At 68.0% G+C, this 14,781-nt stretch carries 17 protein-coding genes; 11 read left to right on the top strand and 6 right to left on the bottom strand.

Translation table 11 applies throughout. The annotated features are described in order from the left end of the window. Positions 1–40 precede the first annotated feature (40 nt). Together AD72_RS31060 and pseB are read right to left on the bottom strand one after the other, a co-directional pair. On the bottom strand, positions 41–1,171 hold the full coding sequence (locus AD72_RS31060) for a DegT/DnrJ/EryC1/StrS family aminotransferase (RefSeq protein ID WP_031470199.1): 1,131 nt from the start codon (positions 1,169–1,171) through the stop codon (positions 41–43). Then, complete coding sequence (gene pseB / locus AD72_RS31055) at positions 1,164–2,186, bottom strand: UDP-N-acetylglucosamine 4,6-dehydratase (inverting) (RefSeq protein WP_051899206.1); 1,023 nt, start codon at positions 2,184–2,186, stop codon at positions 1,164–1,166. The genes AD72_RS31060 and pseB overlap by 8 nt, the downstream gene beginning before the upstream one ends. A gap of 1 nt (position 2,187) precedes the next feature. Between pseB and AD72_RS31050 the strand changes: the two genes are divergently transcribed. From AD72_RS31050 to AD72_RS31035, 4 genes are all read left to right on the top strand, one after another. Beyond that, the gene (locus AD72_RS31050) at positions 2,188–2,919 is read left to right on the top strand and encodes a cytidylyltransferase domain-containing protein (protein ID WP_031470197.1); all 732 of its coding nucleotides are present in this window, start codon (positions 2,188–2,190) and stop codon (positions 2,917–2,919) included. Positions 2,920–3,016: 97 nt separating this feature from the next. Next, on the top strand, positions 3,017–3,820 hold the full coding sequence (locus tag AD72_RS31045) for a hypothetical protein (protein WP_051899205.1): 804 nt from the start codon (positions 3,017–3,019) through the stop codon (positions 3,818–3,820). Positions 3,821–4,028: 208 nt separating this feature from the next. Continuing rightward, a complete protein-coding gene (gene pseI, locus AD72_RS31040; protein WP_051899204.1) occupies positions 4,029–5,105 on the top strand; it encodes a pseudaminic acid synthase in 1,077 nt (358 codons plus the stop codon). After that, complete coding sequence (locus AD72_RS31035) at positions 5,105–5,569, top strand: GNAT family N-acetyltransferase (protein ID WP_051899203.1); 465 nt, start codon at positions 5,105–5,107, stop codon at positions 5,567–5,569. Before pseI ends, AD72_RS31035 begins: the two co-directional genes overlap by 1 nt. Here the strand turns inward: AD72_RS31035 and AD72_RS31030 are convergent. After that, positions 5,566–6,102 carry a bacterial proteasome activator family protein gene (locus tag AD72_RS31030; RefSeq protein WP_031470194.1) on the bottom strand — a complete coding sequence of 179 codons (537 nt, stop codon included), beginning with the start codon at positions 6,100–6,102 and terminating at the stop codon, positions 5,566–5,568. The genes AD72_RS31035 and AD72_RS31030 overlap by 4 nt on opposite strands. Before the next feature lie 68 nt (positions 6,103–6,170). Here AD72_RS31030 and AD72_RS31025 point away from each other — a divergent pair, with 68 nt between their 5' ends. Beyond that, complete coding sequence (locus AD72_RS31025) at positions 6,171–7,370, top strand: cysteine desulfurase-like protein (RefSeq protein WP_031470193.1); 1,200 nt, start codon at positions 6,171–6,173, stop codon at positions 7,368–7,370. A 7-nt stretch (positions 7,371–7,377) separates the two neighbouring features. Here AD72_RS31025 and AD72_RS31020 read toward each other — a convergent pair whose 3' ends face one another. Together AD72_RS31020 and AD72_RS31015 are read right to left on the bottom strand one after the other, a co-directional pair. Then, on the bottom strand, positions 7,378–7,989 hold the full coding sequence (locus tag AD72_RS31020) for a helix-turn-helix transcriptional regulator (RefSeq protein ID WP_037347933.1): 612 nt from the start codon (positions 7,987–7,989) through the stop codon (positions 7,378–7,380). Between the two features lie 127 nt (positions 7,990–8,116). Next, positions 8,117–8,698, bottom strand: a complete 582-nt coding sequence (locus tag AD72_RS31015) for a peroxidase-related enzyme (protein ID WP_031470191.1) — start codon at positions 8,696–8,698, stop codon at positions 8,117–8,119. Between the two features lie 109 nt (positions 8,699–8,807). Between AD72_RS31015 and AD72_RS31010 the strand changes: the two genes are divergently transcribed. From AD72_RS31010 to AD72_RS30990, 5 genes are all read left to right on the top strand, one after another. Beyond that, positions 8,808–9,341: a 2,4'-dihydroxyacetophenone dioxygenase family protein gene (locus AD72_RS31010; protein ID WP_020499373.1), complete on the top strand. Its 534-nt coding sequence runs from the start codon at positions 8,808–8,810 to the stop codon at positions 9,339–9,341. Between the two features lie 6 nt (positions 9,342–9,347). Then, complete coding sequence (locus AD72_RS31005) at positions 9,348–10,550, top strand: MFS transporter (RefSeq protein WP_031470190.1); 1,203 nt, start codon at positions 9,348–9,350, stop codon at positions 10,548–10,550. After that, complete coding sequence (locus AD72_RS31000; RefSeq protein ID WP_031470189.1) at positions 10,547–11,557, top strand: alcohol dehydrogenase catalytic domain-containing protein; 1,011 nt, start codon at positions 10,547–10,549, stop codon at positions 11,555–11,557. The genes AD72_RS31005 and AD72_RS31000 overlap by 4 nt, the downstream gene beginning before the upstream one ends. After that, positions 11,554–12,279, top strand: coding sequence for an SDR family NAD(P)-dependent oxidoreductase (locus tag AD72_RS30995; protein ID WP_031470188.1), 726 nt, complete (start codon positions 11,554–11,556; stop codon positions 12,277–12,279). The genes AD72_RS31000 and AD72_RS30995 overlap by 4 nt, the downstream gene beginning before the upstream one ends. Before the next feature lie 62 nt (positions 12,280–12,341). Then, positions 12,342–13,283, top strand: coding sequence for a helix-turn-helix domain-containing protein (locus AD72_RS30990; RefSeq protein ID WP_031470187.1), 942 nt, complete (start codon positions 12,342–12,344; stop codon positions 13,281–13,283). Between the two features lie 8 nt (positions 13,284–13,291). On the opposite strand, the gene AD72_RS30985 is transcribed toward AD72_RS30990, so the two are convergent. Beyond that, the gene (locus AD72_RS30985; RefSeq protein WP_031470186.1) at positions 13,292–13,927 is read right to left on the bottom strand and encodes an O-methyltransferase; all 636 of its coding nucleotides are present in this window, start codon (positions 13,925–13,927) and stop codon (positions 13,292–13,294) included. A gap of 105 nt (positions 13,928–14,032) precedes the next feature. Between AD72_RS30985 and AD72_RS30980 the strand changes: the two genes are divergently transcribed. Then, complete coding sequence (locus tag AD72_RS30980) at positions 14,033–14,659, top strand: TetR/AcrR family transcriptional regulator (RefSeq protein ID WP_031470185.1); 627 nt, start codon at positions 14,033–14,035, stop codon at positions 14,657–14,659. Positions 14,660–14,781 lie beyond the last annotated feature (122 nt).

Here is a 14,781-nt window from a genome sequence, read left to right as displayed (position 1 = left end):
AACACAACCACGCACAAGCGATCCAACGGCCGGGGACTGGTCAGAACTGGGCGAGGACGGCTTCGATGACCCGGTCGACCTGGCTGTCCGTGAGGTCCGGGAACAGGGGGAGGGAGATCTCCTCGGCGTAGTAGCGCTCGGCGTTCGGACACAGTCCCCTGTGGTATCCGAGGTCGGCGAACACCGGGTGCCAGTACGCGGGGATGTAGTTGACCTGGACGCCGATCCCTTGGGCACGCAGCGCCTCGAAAATCACCCGCCGTCGCTCGGCGGGCACCCGCAGTGGGTAGAGGTGCCAAACCGGATCGGCACCGGCGCGGCAGGCCGGGACACGCAGCTCGTCCACTTCGGCGAAGGCGGCGGTGTAGCGGGCGTGGATCTCGGCGCGCCGGGCCTTGAACGCGGCGAGCCGCCGTAACTGTGCGCGTCCGAGCGCGCACAGTACATCGGGCAACCGGTAGTTCAGGCCGAACTCGTGCACCTCCTGGTGCCACGGCCCCTCATCCGGGAAACGCTGCTCCGCGGGATCCCGGACCAGCCCGTGGTTGCGGAACCTGCGGGCGCGATCCAGCAGCCCCGGATCTGCGGCGGCCACCGCACCACCCTCGGCGGTGGTGAGGTTCTTGGTGGGGAAGAAGGAGAACGTCGTGAGGTCGGCGAGTGAACCGACCGGTTGACCTCCGAGCGCGGCGCCGATCGAGTGCGCGGCATCCTCGAGCAACAGCGCGGATGCCTTGCGTGCCAAAGGTTGCAGCTCATCCATCGGTGCCGGATGTCCGGCGTAGTCCACGGCAGCGATGACCGCGGTGGACGGTCCGCATTCGGCCGCGACCGCCTCTGGGTCGAGGTTCCCGGTGTCCGCGCTGATATCGGCGAACCGCACCCGCGCGCCGCGCTGAACGGCCGTGGCCGCGGTGGCGACGAACGTGAGCGGGCTGGTGATCACCTCATCTCCCGGACCGATCCCCGCGGCGGCGTAGGCCACGTGCAGCGCTGCCGTTCCCGAGGTCACCGCGACAATCGGTACTCCACCGGTCCACTCGGCCAGATCCGCCTCGAAACCGGCAACCTCCGGCCCCGTGGTCAACCAGTCGGATTCGAGTACAGCGCGCACCGCTTCGACATCGGAGTCCACAATGGACTGACGGCCATAGGGGAGGAATTCAGCCATTGTCGACCAGTTCACGCAATTCCTCGTGCGTGAGCCACAGATCGTTCGTATCGGAGCGGTAGGCGAATCCTTCCGGAACGGGCGATCCGTCCCGCGGCGGCTCGTATCCCCATCCCGCGATGTGCGGGCACACCACATACCGGTCCTCGAGCAACAGGGTGCGCCGGGAATCATCCGGGGCGATCATTTCCTCGTGCAGTTTCTCACCGGGACGCACACCGACCTCGGTCACTTCCGCGCCGGGCGCGATCGTTTCCGCGAGATCGAGCAGTCGCATACTCGGAATGCGCGGGACGTAGAGCTCGCCGCCGTGCATCATCGCGAAACTGTCCACAACGAACTGAACAGCCTGTGGAAGAGTGATCCAGAAACGAGTCATTTCCTTGTGTGTCACCGGAAGCGGCTTGCCTTCGGCGGCGATCCGTTTGAAGAACGGGATCACACTTCCCCGGGAACCCATGACGTTGCCGTAACGCACGACAGCGAATCGTGTCGGATGCGTGGCCGCGTAGTGATTCGCGCTGATGAACATCCGGTCGGCGCACAGTTTCGTCGCCCCGTACAGATTGATCGGGCTCGACGCCTTGTCCGTGGAGAGCGCGACGACCTTCTTCACACCGGTATCGATCGCGGCCTCGATGACATTCTGCGAACCGGTCACGTTCGTCTGCACGAATTCGAACGGGTTGTATTCCCCGGTGTCGACCTGTTTCAGCGCGGCAGCGTGCACCACGTAGTCGACCCCGTGCATGGCGCGTTCGAGCCGCCGCCGGTCCCGGATGTCACCGATGAACCAGCGCAGCCGGGGATCATCGCCGAACTGCTGGCGCGCCTCGTACTGTTTGAGCTCATCCCGGGAGAGGACGACCAGCCTGCGCGGGTCGAGGTGTTCGAGCGCGTAGGTGATGAACGCCTTCCCGAATGAACCGGTTCCCCCGGTGAGCAGGATGCTTGCGCCTTGCAGCGGCCCCACGTACCTCACCCTTTCGCGTTGGTGCTGAACTCCGTACGTCATCATGGCACCCATGCTGGTCAACGCTGTCATTCAGGCACGCCTGTCGTCCTCGCGGCTGCCGGGCAAGGTGCTCGAACCGCTCGGCGATGCGAGCGTGCTGAGCTGGGTGGTCGATGCCGCGCGGCGGGCGCCGGGAATCGCCGAGGTGATAGTGGCCACCTCGACCAGCGCGGACGACGACGCCGTGGCGGCCGAGGCCGAAGCCTGCGCCGCACCGGTCGTCCGCGGCCCCTTGGACGACGTGCTCGAGCGCTACCGGCTCGCGATCGAGAAGTTCCCCTGCGACGCGGTCGTGCGGTTGACCGCCGACTGTCCGCTGCTGGATCCCCGCCTGATCGGTCAGGTCGTCGGGTTGTGGCGCGCCGACCCGGGCCTCGACTACGTGTCCAATGTGCTCACCCGGACCTACCCACGCGGGCTGGATACCGAACTCGTGCGCGCGGAGGTGTTGAACACCGTCGAGGCCAGTGGCAGCGACCGGATCCACGTCACCTCCGCCGTCTACCACGCACCGGAGCGGTACCGGTGCGCCGGCGTGCAGGGCGGACAGGACGATTCGGACCTGCGGGTGACCGTCGACACCGCGGAGGATTACGCCGTGGTGCGGGCGATCGTCGAGAAGCTCGGCAGCGCGGCGAGCGATGTGCGTGCCGTGGTCGACTTTCTCCGGTCCCGCCCGGACATCGCGCAGGGCAACTCCGTCGTCTCGCAGAAGCCGCTGGCCGCGGGGTGAGCGTCCGGCTCGCGCTGCACGCGCGCGGTGGTCCCGGGATCGGCGTCGGTCATCTCGTGCGCTGCCTCGCGCTCGCCGAGGAAGCCGTGGCCCGCGGTTGGACGTCGGCATCGAACCACCGGTCGGCGTGGACTGGCTGCGCACCGAATTCGCTGCGCTCGGTGTCGAATTCGGACAGCTCACCCAGCCCGATGTCATGCTCGTGGACAACTACACCGACGCCCCCGCGCCCGGTTCCGCGCTCCGGGTCAATATCGAGGACGGCACATTCGGCCGACGACGCGCCGACATCGTCGTGGACCCCAACCTCGCATCGTCTCCGCGCCCCGCGGACGGTTCCCCGATCCTGTTGCGCGGCCCCGAATACGCCCTGCTGCGCCGCAAGGTCCGCAGCGCCCGCCGGGGGACTAAGCCGACCGGTATACCTCTCAAGGTGGCGATCACCCTCGGCGGTTCGGCACTGGCCGCCCCGGTGGTCGCCGAACTGCTCGACCGGCTCGCGGACAGCGGAGTTCCCTTGCACTGCACCGTTTTCGGCGAGCTCGACTGCCCGGACTGGGTGCGCGTTCGCCCGCCGACACCCGACCTTCCGGTCCGGCTCGCCGCCGCCGATCTCGTGTGCGCGGGCGCGGGCATCACCCTGCTCGAAGGCTGCTGCATAGGCGCCCCACTCGCAATAATCTGCCTTGTCGACAACCAGGAAGCCGGTTACCAACGCGCTATCGAGCTCGGCCTCGCCGCCGGACTCGGACACCCCGGCGAACTACTGCCCGCCGAAACGCTTGCCGAAACCCTCAGCGACCGGACAGGACTCGCCGAACGCGCCGCCCGGGCCCGGAGCACCGTGGACGGCGCAGGCACCGGCCGGGTACTGGACACCATCGAAAAACAGCTCCACTGAGCCAAAACCGAACCAAAATCCCACCCCGACATCCCCCGCCCTCACCGGGGGGCGACCCCGCATCCAGTATATCGGCGCAGGGCAGTGAATGGCGGGGCGCGAAAAATCTGGGGACAACCGCCGGTGCTGTGGACAACCGTGCAGACACTCGAACCCCGGAGCGGCGAAGTACACAGGGTCCATAACCCGGGCGTGAGAGACTGGCCTCGTGGGTGCACGCAGCTATGGTGATCAGCAGGTCCGCATCGGTTCGCGCGAGGTGGGCCCGGGCCGTCCGACGTATGTGATCGCGGAGGCGGGAGCGAATCACAACCGGGATCTGGACACGGCTCTCCGGCTGATCGATGTGGCCGCGGAATCGGGCGCGGACGCGGTGAAGTTCCAGACCTACACGGCGGAGGGGCTTTACAGTCGCAAGACGCCGACGATGTCGTACCTGACGGATGCGGATCTGCTCGAGAATCAGGAATCGGTTTTCGAGATGATCAAGCGGGTCGAGATTCCCTGGGAATGGCACGACGAGCTGGCCGAGCATGCGAGCCGGGCGGGGATCGATTTCCTGTCCACGCCGTTCGAGGAGAAGGCGGTCGATCTGCTGGAGCGGCTGGACATCCCGGCGTACAAGATCGCGTCGTACGAGGTGAACCATCTGCCGCTGATCGAGCGGTGCGCGGCCACCGGGAAGCCGCTGATCATCTCCACGGGAATGGCTTCGCTGACCGATATCGAGCGGGCGCTGGACACGGCGAACGCGGCCGGGGCGAGCCAGATCGTGCTGCTGCACTGTGCGGTGAACTATCCGCCTCGGTTCGAAGATCTGAATCTGCGCGCGATCGGCACGCTGGCCTCGGCGTTCGGCATCCCCATCGGCTGGAGTGACCACACGATGGGGCACACCGCGGATGTGGTGGCGGTGGCGCTCGGCGCCTGCGTGGTGGAGAAGCACTACACGCTCTCCCGGGACCAGGACGGTCCCGACCACCCGTTCGCGCTCGAACCCGACGAGCTCACGTCGATGGTGACCGCGATCCGGGAGGCCGAGGATTCACTCGGCTCCTCGGTGAAGCGGGTGACCGAGGCGGAGCATGAACTGTTCCGGCTCGGCAGGCGCAGCCTGGTCGCCGCCGGTGCCATCGCGGCCGGGAAACCGCTGGCCCGCGCGGACATCGCGGTGAAGCGCCCCGGCTACGGGATCGCGGTGCACGAACTGGACCGGCTGGTCGGCAAGGTCGCGAGCCGGGACATCGAGGCGGACGAGATCCTCACCTGGGACCTGTTCGCCTGATGCGGATCCGCCCCGCGCGTGCCGAGGACGCGGCGCTGCTGCTGGAACTGCGCAACGACCCGGACACTCGCCGGTACTCGGTGCACACCGGAGTCGTCACCGAGCAGGAACACCGCGCCTGGCTGCAGCAGAGCCTCACCCGGACCGACCGGATACTGCTGATCGCCGAACAGGACGGCGAACCGATCGGCACCGTCCGATTCGACCTCGAAAACCCGAACGACCGGGAAGAACCGGAAACCTGGGAACTGAGCATCACGCTCGCCCCGGACAAGCGCGGGCGCGGGCTCGCCGGGCCGGTGCTGCACGCCGCCCAGAACCACCTCACCGAGCAGCGGCCGGTGCGGTCCATCCGGGCCAGAGTGCGCACCGGGAACACCGCCTCCCTCGCGCTGTTCGCGCGCGCCGGATACCGGCAGTACCGCACCGAGGACGGGTTCGTCCTGCTCGAACTCGCCCCCTAGAGGTACTGGCCGGGCCCGTGCCCGGGACCGGGCTCACCCTCGGCCTCACCGAAGCCCTGCGGCAGGCCCTTGCGCATCCGCTCGAGCTGCTGCCGTGCGCTCATCTGCTGGGCGAACAACGCGGTCTGGATCCCGTGGAACAGTCCTTCGAGCCAGCCGACCAGCTGCGCCTGCGCGATCCGCAGCTCCGCGTCCGAGGGGTTGCCCTCACCGGTGAACGGCAGCGAGAGCCGCTCCAGCTCCTCGCGCAGTTCGGGCGCGAGACCGTCCTCCAGTTCCGCGATCGAACGGCTGTGGATCTCGCGCAGCCGTGCCCGGGAAGCGTCGTCGAGCGGAGCCGCCCGCACCTCTTCGAGCAGCTGCTTGATCATGGTGCCGATCCGCATGACCTTGGCCGGCTGTTCGACCATGTCACCGACACCGCCCTCGGCCTCCTCGCCGGCTTCGGGCATCATGGCCGCGCCGACCGGTGTTCCGTCCGGGCCGACCACCATCACCGTTTCTCCACCCTTACCGTCCTTGGATTCGGTCATAGCTCCCACTGTAGCCGCCGGACCGTCCCCGAACCGCCAACGGTTGCGCCCCTGTCTACGGTAGGCACATGGCCTTCGACATCGCCCGGGTTCGTGGTTTGTTCCCCGCACTGGGCGACGGCTGGGCATACCTCGACGCGCCGGCCGGGATGCAGGTCCCGGAGACCGTCGCGGCCGCCGTATCCACGGCCCTGCGCGCCCCCGGATCCGGGCCTATGGGGATATATCCGACTTCTCAGCGCGCATCCACCATTCTGCGTGAGGCGCGCGAGGCGATCGCCGATCTGGTCGGTGCGAAACCGGAAGGGATCGTGCTCGGTTCGAACCCCGCCGAGCTCGTCCAGCGGCTGGCGAACGCGATCGGTGAATCCTGGGTACTCGGTGACGAGGTACTCGTCTCCCGGCTCGACGATCCCACCAACATCGAACCGTGGCGCAGGACCGCCCAGCGTGCCGGTGCCGGGGTCCGCTGGGCCGAGATCGACATCGAGAACTGCGAACTGCCCGCGTGGCAATACGAGCGACTGATCTCGCCGAGCACCAAGGTCGTCGCGGTCACCGCCGCCTCCCCGGTCGTCGGGACCAGCCCGGATATCCCGTGGATCGCCGAACTGACCAAACGGTCCTCGGCGATGCTCGTGGTGGACGCCTGCGCCGCGGCCCCGTTCACCCCGCTGGACATCGGCGAGCTCGGCGCCGACGTGCTCATCGTCTCCGCGGGGGCCTGGGGCGGTCCGCCACTGGCCGCGCTCGCCTTCGCCGACCCCGGAATGCTCGACCGGCTCCCGTCCGCCGCCCTGTTGCCCGATGCCTCCGGCGCGGCACGGCTCGAGGTCGGCGCCTACCCATACTCCCTGCTCGCCGGGCTCACCGCCTCCATCGATCACCTCGCAGGCATGGACGACGCGCATCGCGGCGGCCGTCGCGAACGCATCGGCGCCACCATGCGGGCCGTGCGCACCTACCACGAGAACCTGCTCGCCACACTGCTCATCGAGCTGCGCGCACTGCCGGGTATCCACGTCATCGGCAACGCCACCGACCGGGTTCCGGTGCTCGCGTTCACCGTGGACGGTATGAAGGCCGAGGACGCCGTCGCGCATCTGGCCCGGCACGGTGTCTACGCCTTCGCCGATCCGGGCACCACCGGGGTGTTCGGCGCCCTCGGCGTCGGTGAGGTCGGCGGGGCCGTCCGGCTCGGGCTGGCCCACTACACCAGCGCGGGCGATGTGTACCGGCTCGTCTCCGCCCTGGCCGAGCTCGGCTGAGCACCGGTCAGCGCGGCGGCCACTCGTCCGCGTGCAGCAGTCCGAGGGTGTACGCCCGGGCCACCAGCGCGACCCGGTTCGCGACCTCGAGCCGGCGGGTCAGCCTGGTCAGGTAGTAGCTCACCCCGTCGGTCGTCATGCCGAGCTCGGTGGCGATCGCGGCCGAGGTCTTGCCCTCCGCGCTCGCCCGCAGCACCTGCGTCTCCCGGTCGGAGAGCACCGGAACGGCATCGTCGACAACCGAATCCGGATCGATCGTGACCAGCAGGGCGATGCCGTCCGCATCGTGCACCGACTGCACCGTCACCCGGGCCGTGCGCCGGATCCCCACACCCGACCAGCTCATCCGCAACGCGCGCCTGCTGCGCTTGCCCTGTTCGAGTTCGGTGACCACCCGGGCGAATTCGCGTTCGGCCACCGGGCGCAGCAGCGTGGTGATCTCCCGCGCCAGCAACCGGCCAGGGCTCACCCCGAACAGCCTGGCGAATGCTGGGTTCACCGAGGCGAGCTCACCGCGTATCGAACAGATCGCGGTCGGTTCCGGGGTGCGGTCGAACAAGGCCCTGAACCGGTTCCGCCACACCGCGACCTCGCGCCGCGCGACCGCCAGCTCGTCCATGGCGGCACCCTACCCAGAAACGCCCTCACCAGCACGAACCTGACTTCGTGCGCGGAAATGTTGGTTAGAACGAACACAAACACGCACGACCCCTGTTCGCAGGGTGAGTGGTGGCCACGACGAGTGTTCAGGAGCCTCGCGGGGTGCGCCCCATGAGGTAGAACTCGGGGTTCGGGGCGAGCGCGGTGAAATGGGCTAGCCGGTTGGACATGGCGAACAGGGCGGTGATCGCGCCGATATCCCAGATCTCGTCCTCGGTGAGCCCTGCCGTTCGCGCCCGGTCGATGTCGGCCTGTCCGAATCGTTCGGAATCCCGTGCGACGGCGAGCGCCAGATCCACGATCGCCCTGCCGCGCTCGTCCAGCTCCACCTGCCAGGGGTTCGCCGCGACCTTGTCCGCGAGCTCGCTGTCCTTGGTGCGCACCCGCAGGATCGCCCCGTGCGCCACGATGCAGTAGGTGCAGTGGTTCGCCGCTGAGGTGGCGACCACGACCAGTTCGCGCTCGGCCTTGCTCAGTCCATCGGTGCGCTCCATCAGCGCGTCGTGGTAGTCGAGGAAGGCGCGCAGTTCGTCCGGGCGGCGCCCGAGTGCGCGGAAGATGTTCGGCACGAAGCCCGATTTCTCCGCGATCGCACCGATGCGCTCACGCAGATCCCCGGGAAGGTCCTCCAGCTCGACGGCGCCGAAGCGGCTCACCTGATCACTCATACCCGGCAGCGTATGGGCCGTGTCCGGTTCGGACAACGGGGATGTCCGTCAGGAGCAAGACCGCACCGGCGGCAGCGGCCTAGCGTTGCCCGCGAAGAGAGGAGCTGTCATGCCCGAGGAAGCGACAACGGAATTCTGGCGGAACATCAAGCCGATCGAGAACTCCATGCGGCCGGATGCCCTTCCCGAGGTGTTCCACCAGTACGCGCCCGTCGACGATGACGACTACTACGTGCCGTTCACCGAAACCGTCGGCTCGCGGCCGCTGTGGATCTCGATCAAGGAGAACATGTGGTCGGATATTCTGCGCGCCACCTCGGCGGGATTGGTGAACCGGCATTACCATCCGCGTGAAGTGTTCGCCTACACCATTTCCGGTAAATGGGGTTATCTGGAACGGCCGTGGACGGCCACGCCGGGCAGTTTCGTGTACGAAACGCCGGGGGAGGGGCACACCCTGGTCGCCTATGATTCCGGCGAACCGATGAAAGCGATGTTCGTGGTCGCCGGACCACTCGTCTGGCTGGACGAGAACGGTGACACCGAAGGGTTCTTCGACGTGCACGACTACATCGCGCTGTGCCGTGAGCACTACGCGAAAGTCGGCATCGGGGCGGACTACGTGGACACCCTCTTCCGTTGAGCGCCCATGTCCCGGACCCGGTTCGCCACCTATGAAAACGGCCTGCTCGCGATCCTGTTCACCACGTTCGGATTCGTGTTCTTCGACCGGCTCGCGCTGAATTTCCTCATTCCGTTCGCCAAGGAAGAACTGCACCTCGACAATACCGAGATCGGGTTGCTCGGTGGAATTCCGGCGCTCGCCTGGGCGGTCACCGGGGCCGGGATAGGAGCGCTCTCCGACCGCTTCGATTCGCGAAAACCACTCCTGCTCGGCGCGGTCGCCTGTTTCACCGTGTTCTCCGCGCTTTCCGGGTTCGCGGCGGGATTTCTCGGCCTGTTCATCTTCCGGCTGCTCATGGGCGCCTCGGAGGGCGCGGTGCTCCCGCTTTCCCAGCCGCTGATGCTCGCCGAGTCCGCGCCCCGCCGCCGCGGGCTGAACATGGGACTGTTGCAGGGATCCTCGGCCGGACTGCTCGGCGGGATCGTGGCGCCGATCGTCACCGTGTGGATCGGCGAACACTACGGCTGGCGGACCGCCTTCTACCTCACGATCATTCCCGGTGCGATCATGTTCGTGCTCATCGCGCGATTCGTCCGCAACCGCCGACTGGCCCCGGAACGCTCCGAGCGCAGGCGCGGTGGCGTCCGTACCGTGCTGCGCGAGCGGAATGTGTTGCTGTGCCTGGCGATCGCGGTGTTCTACATTTCCTGGTTCATCACGACACAGACCTTCGCCCCGCTGTACCTGACCCAGGTCAAGGGATACTCGCCCACCACGATGAGCCTGGTCTCGACCGGCATGGGCATCGCCTGGGTGCTGTGGGGCGCGCTCGTTCCCGGGTTTTCCGACCGGTTCGGCCGCAAACCGGCGATGCTGTTGTTCACCGCGCTCGCCGTACTGTGCCCGCTCGCGATCGTCTACCTCGATTCACCGTACGTGCTCCTTCCGGTGCTGGTGCTCACCTTCACCGGGATGGGCTGTTTCACCCTGTACATGGCAACGATTCCGGCCGAGACCGTGCCACGGCACCTCGTCGCCACCGCGCTCGGCCTGATCATGGGGCTCGGCGAGGCGATCGGCGGATTCGTGGTGCCGACCGTCGCCGGTGGGCTCGCCGATTCCTACGGAGTACGCCTGACCATGTTCATCGCCTCGGGTGCCGCGCTGATCGTGCTGACACTGTCCACTTTGCTCACCGAGACCGCGCCCCGGGTGGTGCACAAGTGAAGGCGGCCCGCTGGTTCGCCGCGCGCACGGTGCGCCTCGTCGAACTCGACCGCCCGGAACCCGGAGAGGGCGAAGTGCTCGTCCGGGTTGCCTACTGCGGGATCTGCGGCAGCGATCTGCACGAGTACCTGGACGGACCGCACGCCATCCCGGTCGGGCGCACCCATCCGGTTTCCGGTCGCCGCGCCCCGCTCACCCTCGGGCACGAGTTCTCCGGAACCGTTGCCGCGACCGGGAAAGGCGTGCGCGGCGTGACCGAGGGCGATCCGGTCGCCGTGGAACCGCACTACCGCTGCGGAACCTGCGCGCAGTGCCGATCCGGGCGGTACAACATCTGCGCCGGGTTCGGATTCGCCGGGCTGATGGGCGATGGCGGGCTCGCCGAGTTCGCCTGCGTTCCCGGCTACATGGTGCACCGGCTGCCGCCGCACATCGATCTCGCACAGGCGGCCGTGCTCGAACCGGCCGCGGTGGCACTGCACGCGATCCGGCGCAGCGGGCTGGTTCCCGGAACGGATTGCCTGATCGTCGGGCTCGGCCCGATCGGGCTGCTGCTCGGCCTGCTCGCCCGCACGGCAGGTGCCCGGGAGGTGATCGGCGTGGACCCGTCCGCGAACCGCCGGGACCTCGCACCCACGCTCGGCTTCACCCGAACCCTGGAAAAACCCGATGGGACAACGGTTCCGCTCGTCTTCGAGGCGGTCGGCAACCAGGCGGCATTCGACACCGCGCTGGCCGCGCTGCAATCCGGCGGGGAATGCGTGCTGCTCGGGCTCACCGATTCCCTTGCCCTGCCCGCACTCGCGCTGGTCAACGCCGAACAGAACCTCACAACCAGCGTCGGCTACCGGGACGCGCACGGCGAACTCATCGCACTGCTCGCCGCTGGGGAACTCGACCTCGCGCCCTTGATCACCTCGGTGATTCCACTGGAATCGGTGGTGGACAAGGGATTCGAGCGACTGCTCAACACGCGCGAGGAAATCAAGATCCTGGTGCGGCCATGAGTTTCCGCCCCGGCCTGTTCAGCTCGGCGACCGTGCTCATCACCGGTGCCACATCCGGGATCGGCGCGGCCACCGCGCGACTGTTCGCCGAACTCGGCGCCGAGGTGCACGCCATCGGGTTCGGCGCGGACGGCCCGGGAGCACCGCGCGGGCCGCGGATCAGCGTGTACGAACAGGATGTCACCGAGGAGACCGGGATCGCGGCCATCCTCGCCCGGCTCACCCGGCTGGACGTACTGGTCAACTGCGCGGGACTGAGCCGGGATCGCGCGGAATACCGGCCCAATTCCTGGGATCACGTACTCGCGGTGAACCTCACGGCCGCCATGCGCACGGCGAGTGCCGCCCGGCAGCTGCTCGCCGTGCGCGGCGGGAGCATCGTCAACCTCGCCTCCATGTACACCTATTTCGGCGCGGCCGACCGGCCTGCTTATGGGGCCAGCAAAGGCGGAATCGCCGCGCTCACCCGCGCACTCGCCGTGGAGTACGCGCCCGAGGGGATCCGGGTCAACGCTGTTGCCCCCGGCTGGATAGACACCCCGTTGTCGGCGGGACTGCGCGCCGACCCGGTCGCCCGGCAGGCCGTGCTCGACCGCATCCCCGCTGGGTATTGGGGCGCGTCCGAGCAAATCGCGGACGTGATCGCCTTTCTCGCCACCCCATCGGCCGCCTACATCACCGGTGTGACACTGCCCGTAGACGGTGGGTATTCGAGCATGTGAACCCCTCCCGGATTCGCAGCCGAGCGCTTATCCTCACTGACGGACGGACGCCGGGAGCGACCATGCGGGCATGCGAAGAAGCAAGCACCACACGCATCTCCACCACCGATGTGCCGCCAGCCGAACGCATCGAGTACTGGGAGAACTACAACGCGACCGCGCTCGTCGGGCTGCGCTGTTCCGCCTTCGCCGCCCGCGGTTTGCACGCCGACCAGGCCAATACCGACCTCGGCGGGATGCGGATCGCCGAGATCACCGGCAATGAACACGTCATCGAGCGCACCCCGGCCCATGTGCGCAGGCTGCCCTCGGATTCGGTGTTCCTGAGCATCATCGTGCGCGGCAACGCCTTCTTCTACCACGGCGGCGGGCACATCCCGGTCGGCAGCGGGGAAGCGCTGCTCTACGACCCGGCGAAGCCCTACCTGTTCGGATTCGGCGGAGCCATGCAGAAAGTGCTGCTCGACCTGCCATCGGCCCCGTTCCGCGAGCGTTGCCTGCCCTCGGCGCTGACCGAACCCGTCAAGCTCGGCACCACCACGACCGAACGCGCCCTCGTGCAGCGGCTGCGCGCCGAACTGCTCGGCGAATCCGGCGCGATCAGTGCCGCCGAGCTCGCCGAACGCGTCTGGGCACTCGGCGGCGCACTGCTCGGCGCACCCACCGCCAACGCGCACATCCTGCTCGCCAACGCCTATATCGACGCCCATCTCACCGACGACCGGCTCACCCCGGCGCACGTCGCCAGGGCCACCGGGATCAGCACACGACACCTCAACCGGCTGCTGGCCGCGGAAGGGAACACCGCGGACGGCGACACCATCGCCGCCCGGATCACCACGCGGCGGCTCGAAGCAGCCCGCTCCCGGCTGCGCGCCGGGGACCCGCGCACCATCGGGGACATCGCCGCCGACTGCGGGTTCACCAGCCAGCCGCACTTCACCAGGCTGTTCAACCGCCGATTCGGCATGTCTCCAGGGGAAGCGCGCGCCGACTGTCCCTAGTGGACACGTCAGCATCCGGTGAAGCAGCTGATCTCCATCCCGTCCTCCACCGGGAACGGCACACTGACATAACCGTTCTCCGGCGCGCGGACGTACCGCAGATAGTCGGCCATCGAATCGAAACTGCTGTCGTCACCGATCACCAGCGCACCAGGGGCCAGTTCGGGTTCCAGTGCCCGCAGCACCGGAAGACACAGGTCCTTCCATCCGTCCAGCAACGCCAGCCCGATCGGCCCGGTGACCCCGGAAAGGGTTTCCCGCGCGTCCCCGGCCAGGATCGTGACCTGCCCGTCGAGTCCCGCCTCGGCCAGGTTCGCCCGGGCCGCCGCGATCTTGCGCTCGCTCAGCTCGGTGCTGATCACCGTGCCGATCCCGTTGTCCCGCACGGCCGCTGCCAGGTACAGCGTCGAAATCCCGTACGAGGTACCGAATTCCACGATGGTGCTCGGCCGGCTCGCCCGCACCAAGCTGTAGAGCAGCTCCCCGCCGCTGGCCGAGATCGGCATATAGACCCCGGAGTTCGCCTCGGCCTGTTCGAGCGCCGAGGCCGAGGGGTCCTGACTCACCGACTGATCACGAGCGGCCGCCTCGAACAGCCGGTCCAGCAGAGCTTGCACCTTCGGAGTACGCAGTGTGGTCGTCATGGGGTTAGAGTAGACGCAACGTTGCGTCTTGTCTAGCACCGGGTATGCTCACCCGGACAAGCGGAAGATCCGGACAAGGAGGACGGGCAACGCCCCGGTTCGCCCATGACTGACCAGGCCAGCAGCGACATCCGGCCGGACACGGCCGGCGCCAGGCACTCCGGAAACCGGTACGGGCGCAGCGAACAGGCCAGGCGAGCCGTGCTCACCGCGGTCGACGACCTGCTCGTCGAGGTCGGGTTCGCCGCCCTGACCATCGAGGGCATCGCCACCCGCGCCGGGGTCGCGAAACAGACCATCTACCGCTGGTGGCCGTCCAAAGTGGACATCCTGCTGGACGCACTCGGTGACGACCTCGCCGAGCACCTGACTCCGGCCGAGCACGGTGACCTCGAACAAGACCTGTCCGCACACCTCGCCGCGGTCGCCGAATTCCTCACCGAATCCGATGCCGGCGCCATGCTGCGCGCCCTGACCGGGGTGGCACTGCACGACACCGCGATCGCCGAGCGGCTACGCACCGAACACCTCGCCCGGCAACGCGAACGGGACCGCCTTCCCTTGCGGCGCGCGGTATCCCGGGGAGAGCTGCCCGCCCAACTGGACCTGGACAGCGCGGTCGATCAACTGCTCGGGCCGATCTACTACCGCGTCCTGGTCACCGGGCAACCGGTGCCGCGCGCGTTCACCGAGGACCTGGTCCGGGAGTTCCTCGCCCGGCACCGTGACTGAGTATTGGAGCGGAAGCGGGGGGATTCGAACCCCCGGTCGGTATCACCCGACGCTCGCTTTCAAGTTCCGCGCATACCCGTTCACGACAGTTCAGGCCGTGCGCGACCTGCAAGAACCTCGCG

The organism is Sciscionella sediminilitoris, from assembly GCF_000737195.2.
GTDB lineage: Bacteria > Actinomycetota > Actinomycetes > Mycobacteriales > Pseudonocardiaceae > Sciscionella > Sciscionella sediminilitoris.
Note: the sequence above shows the minus strand (reverse complement) of the source record. Positions and strands in the feature narration are given on the sequence as shown.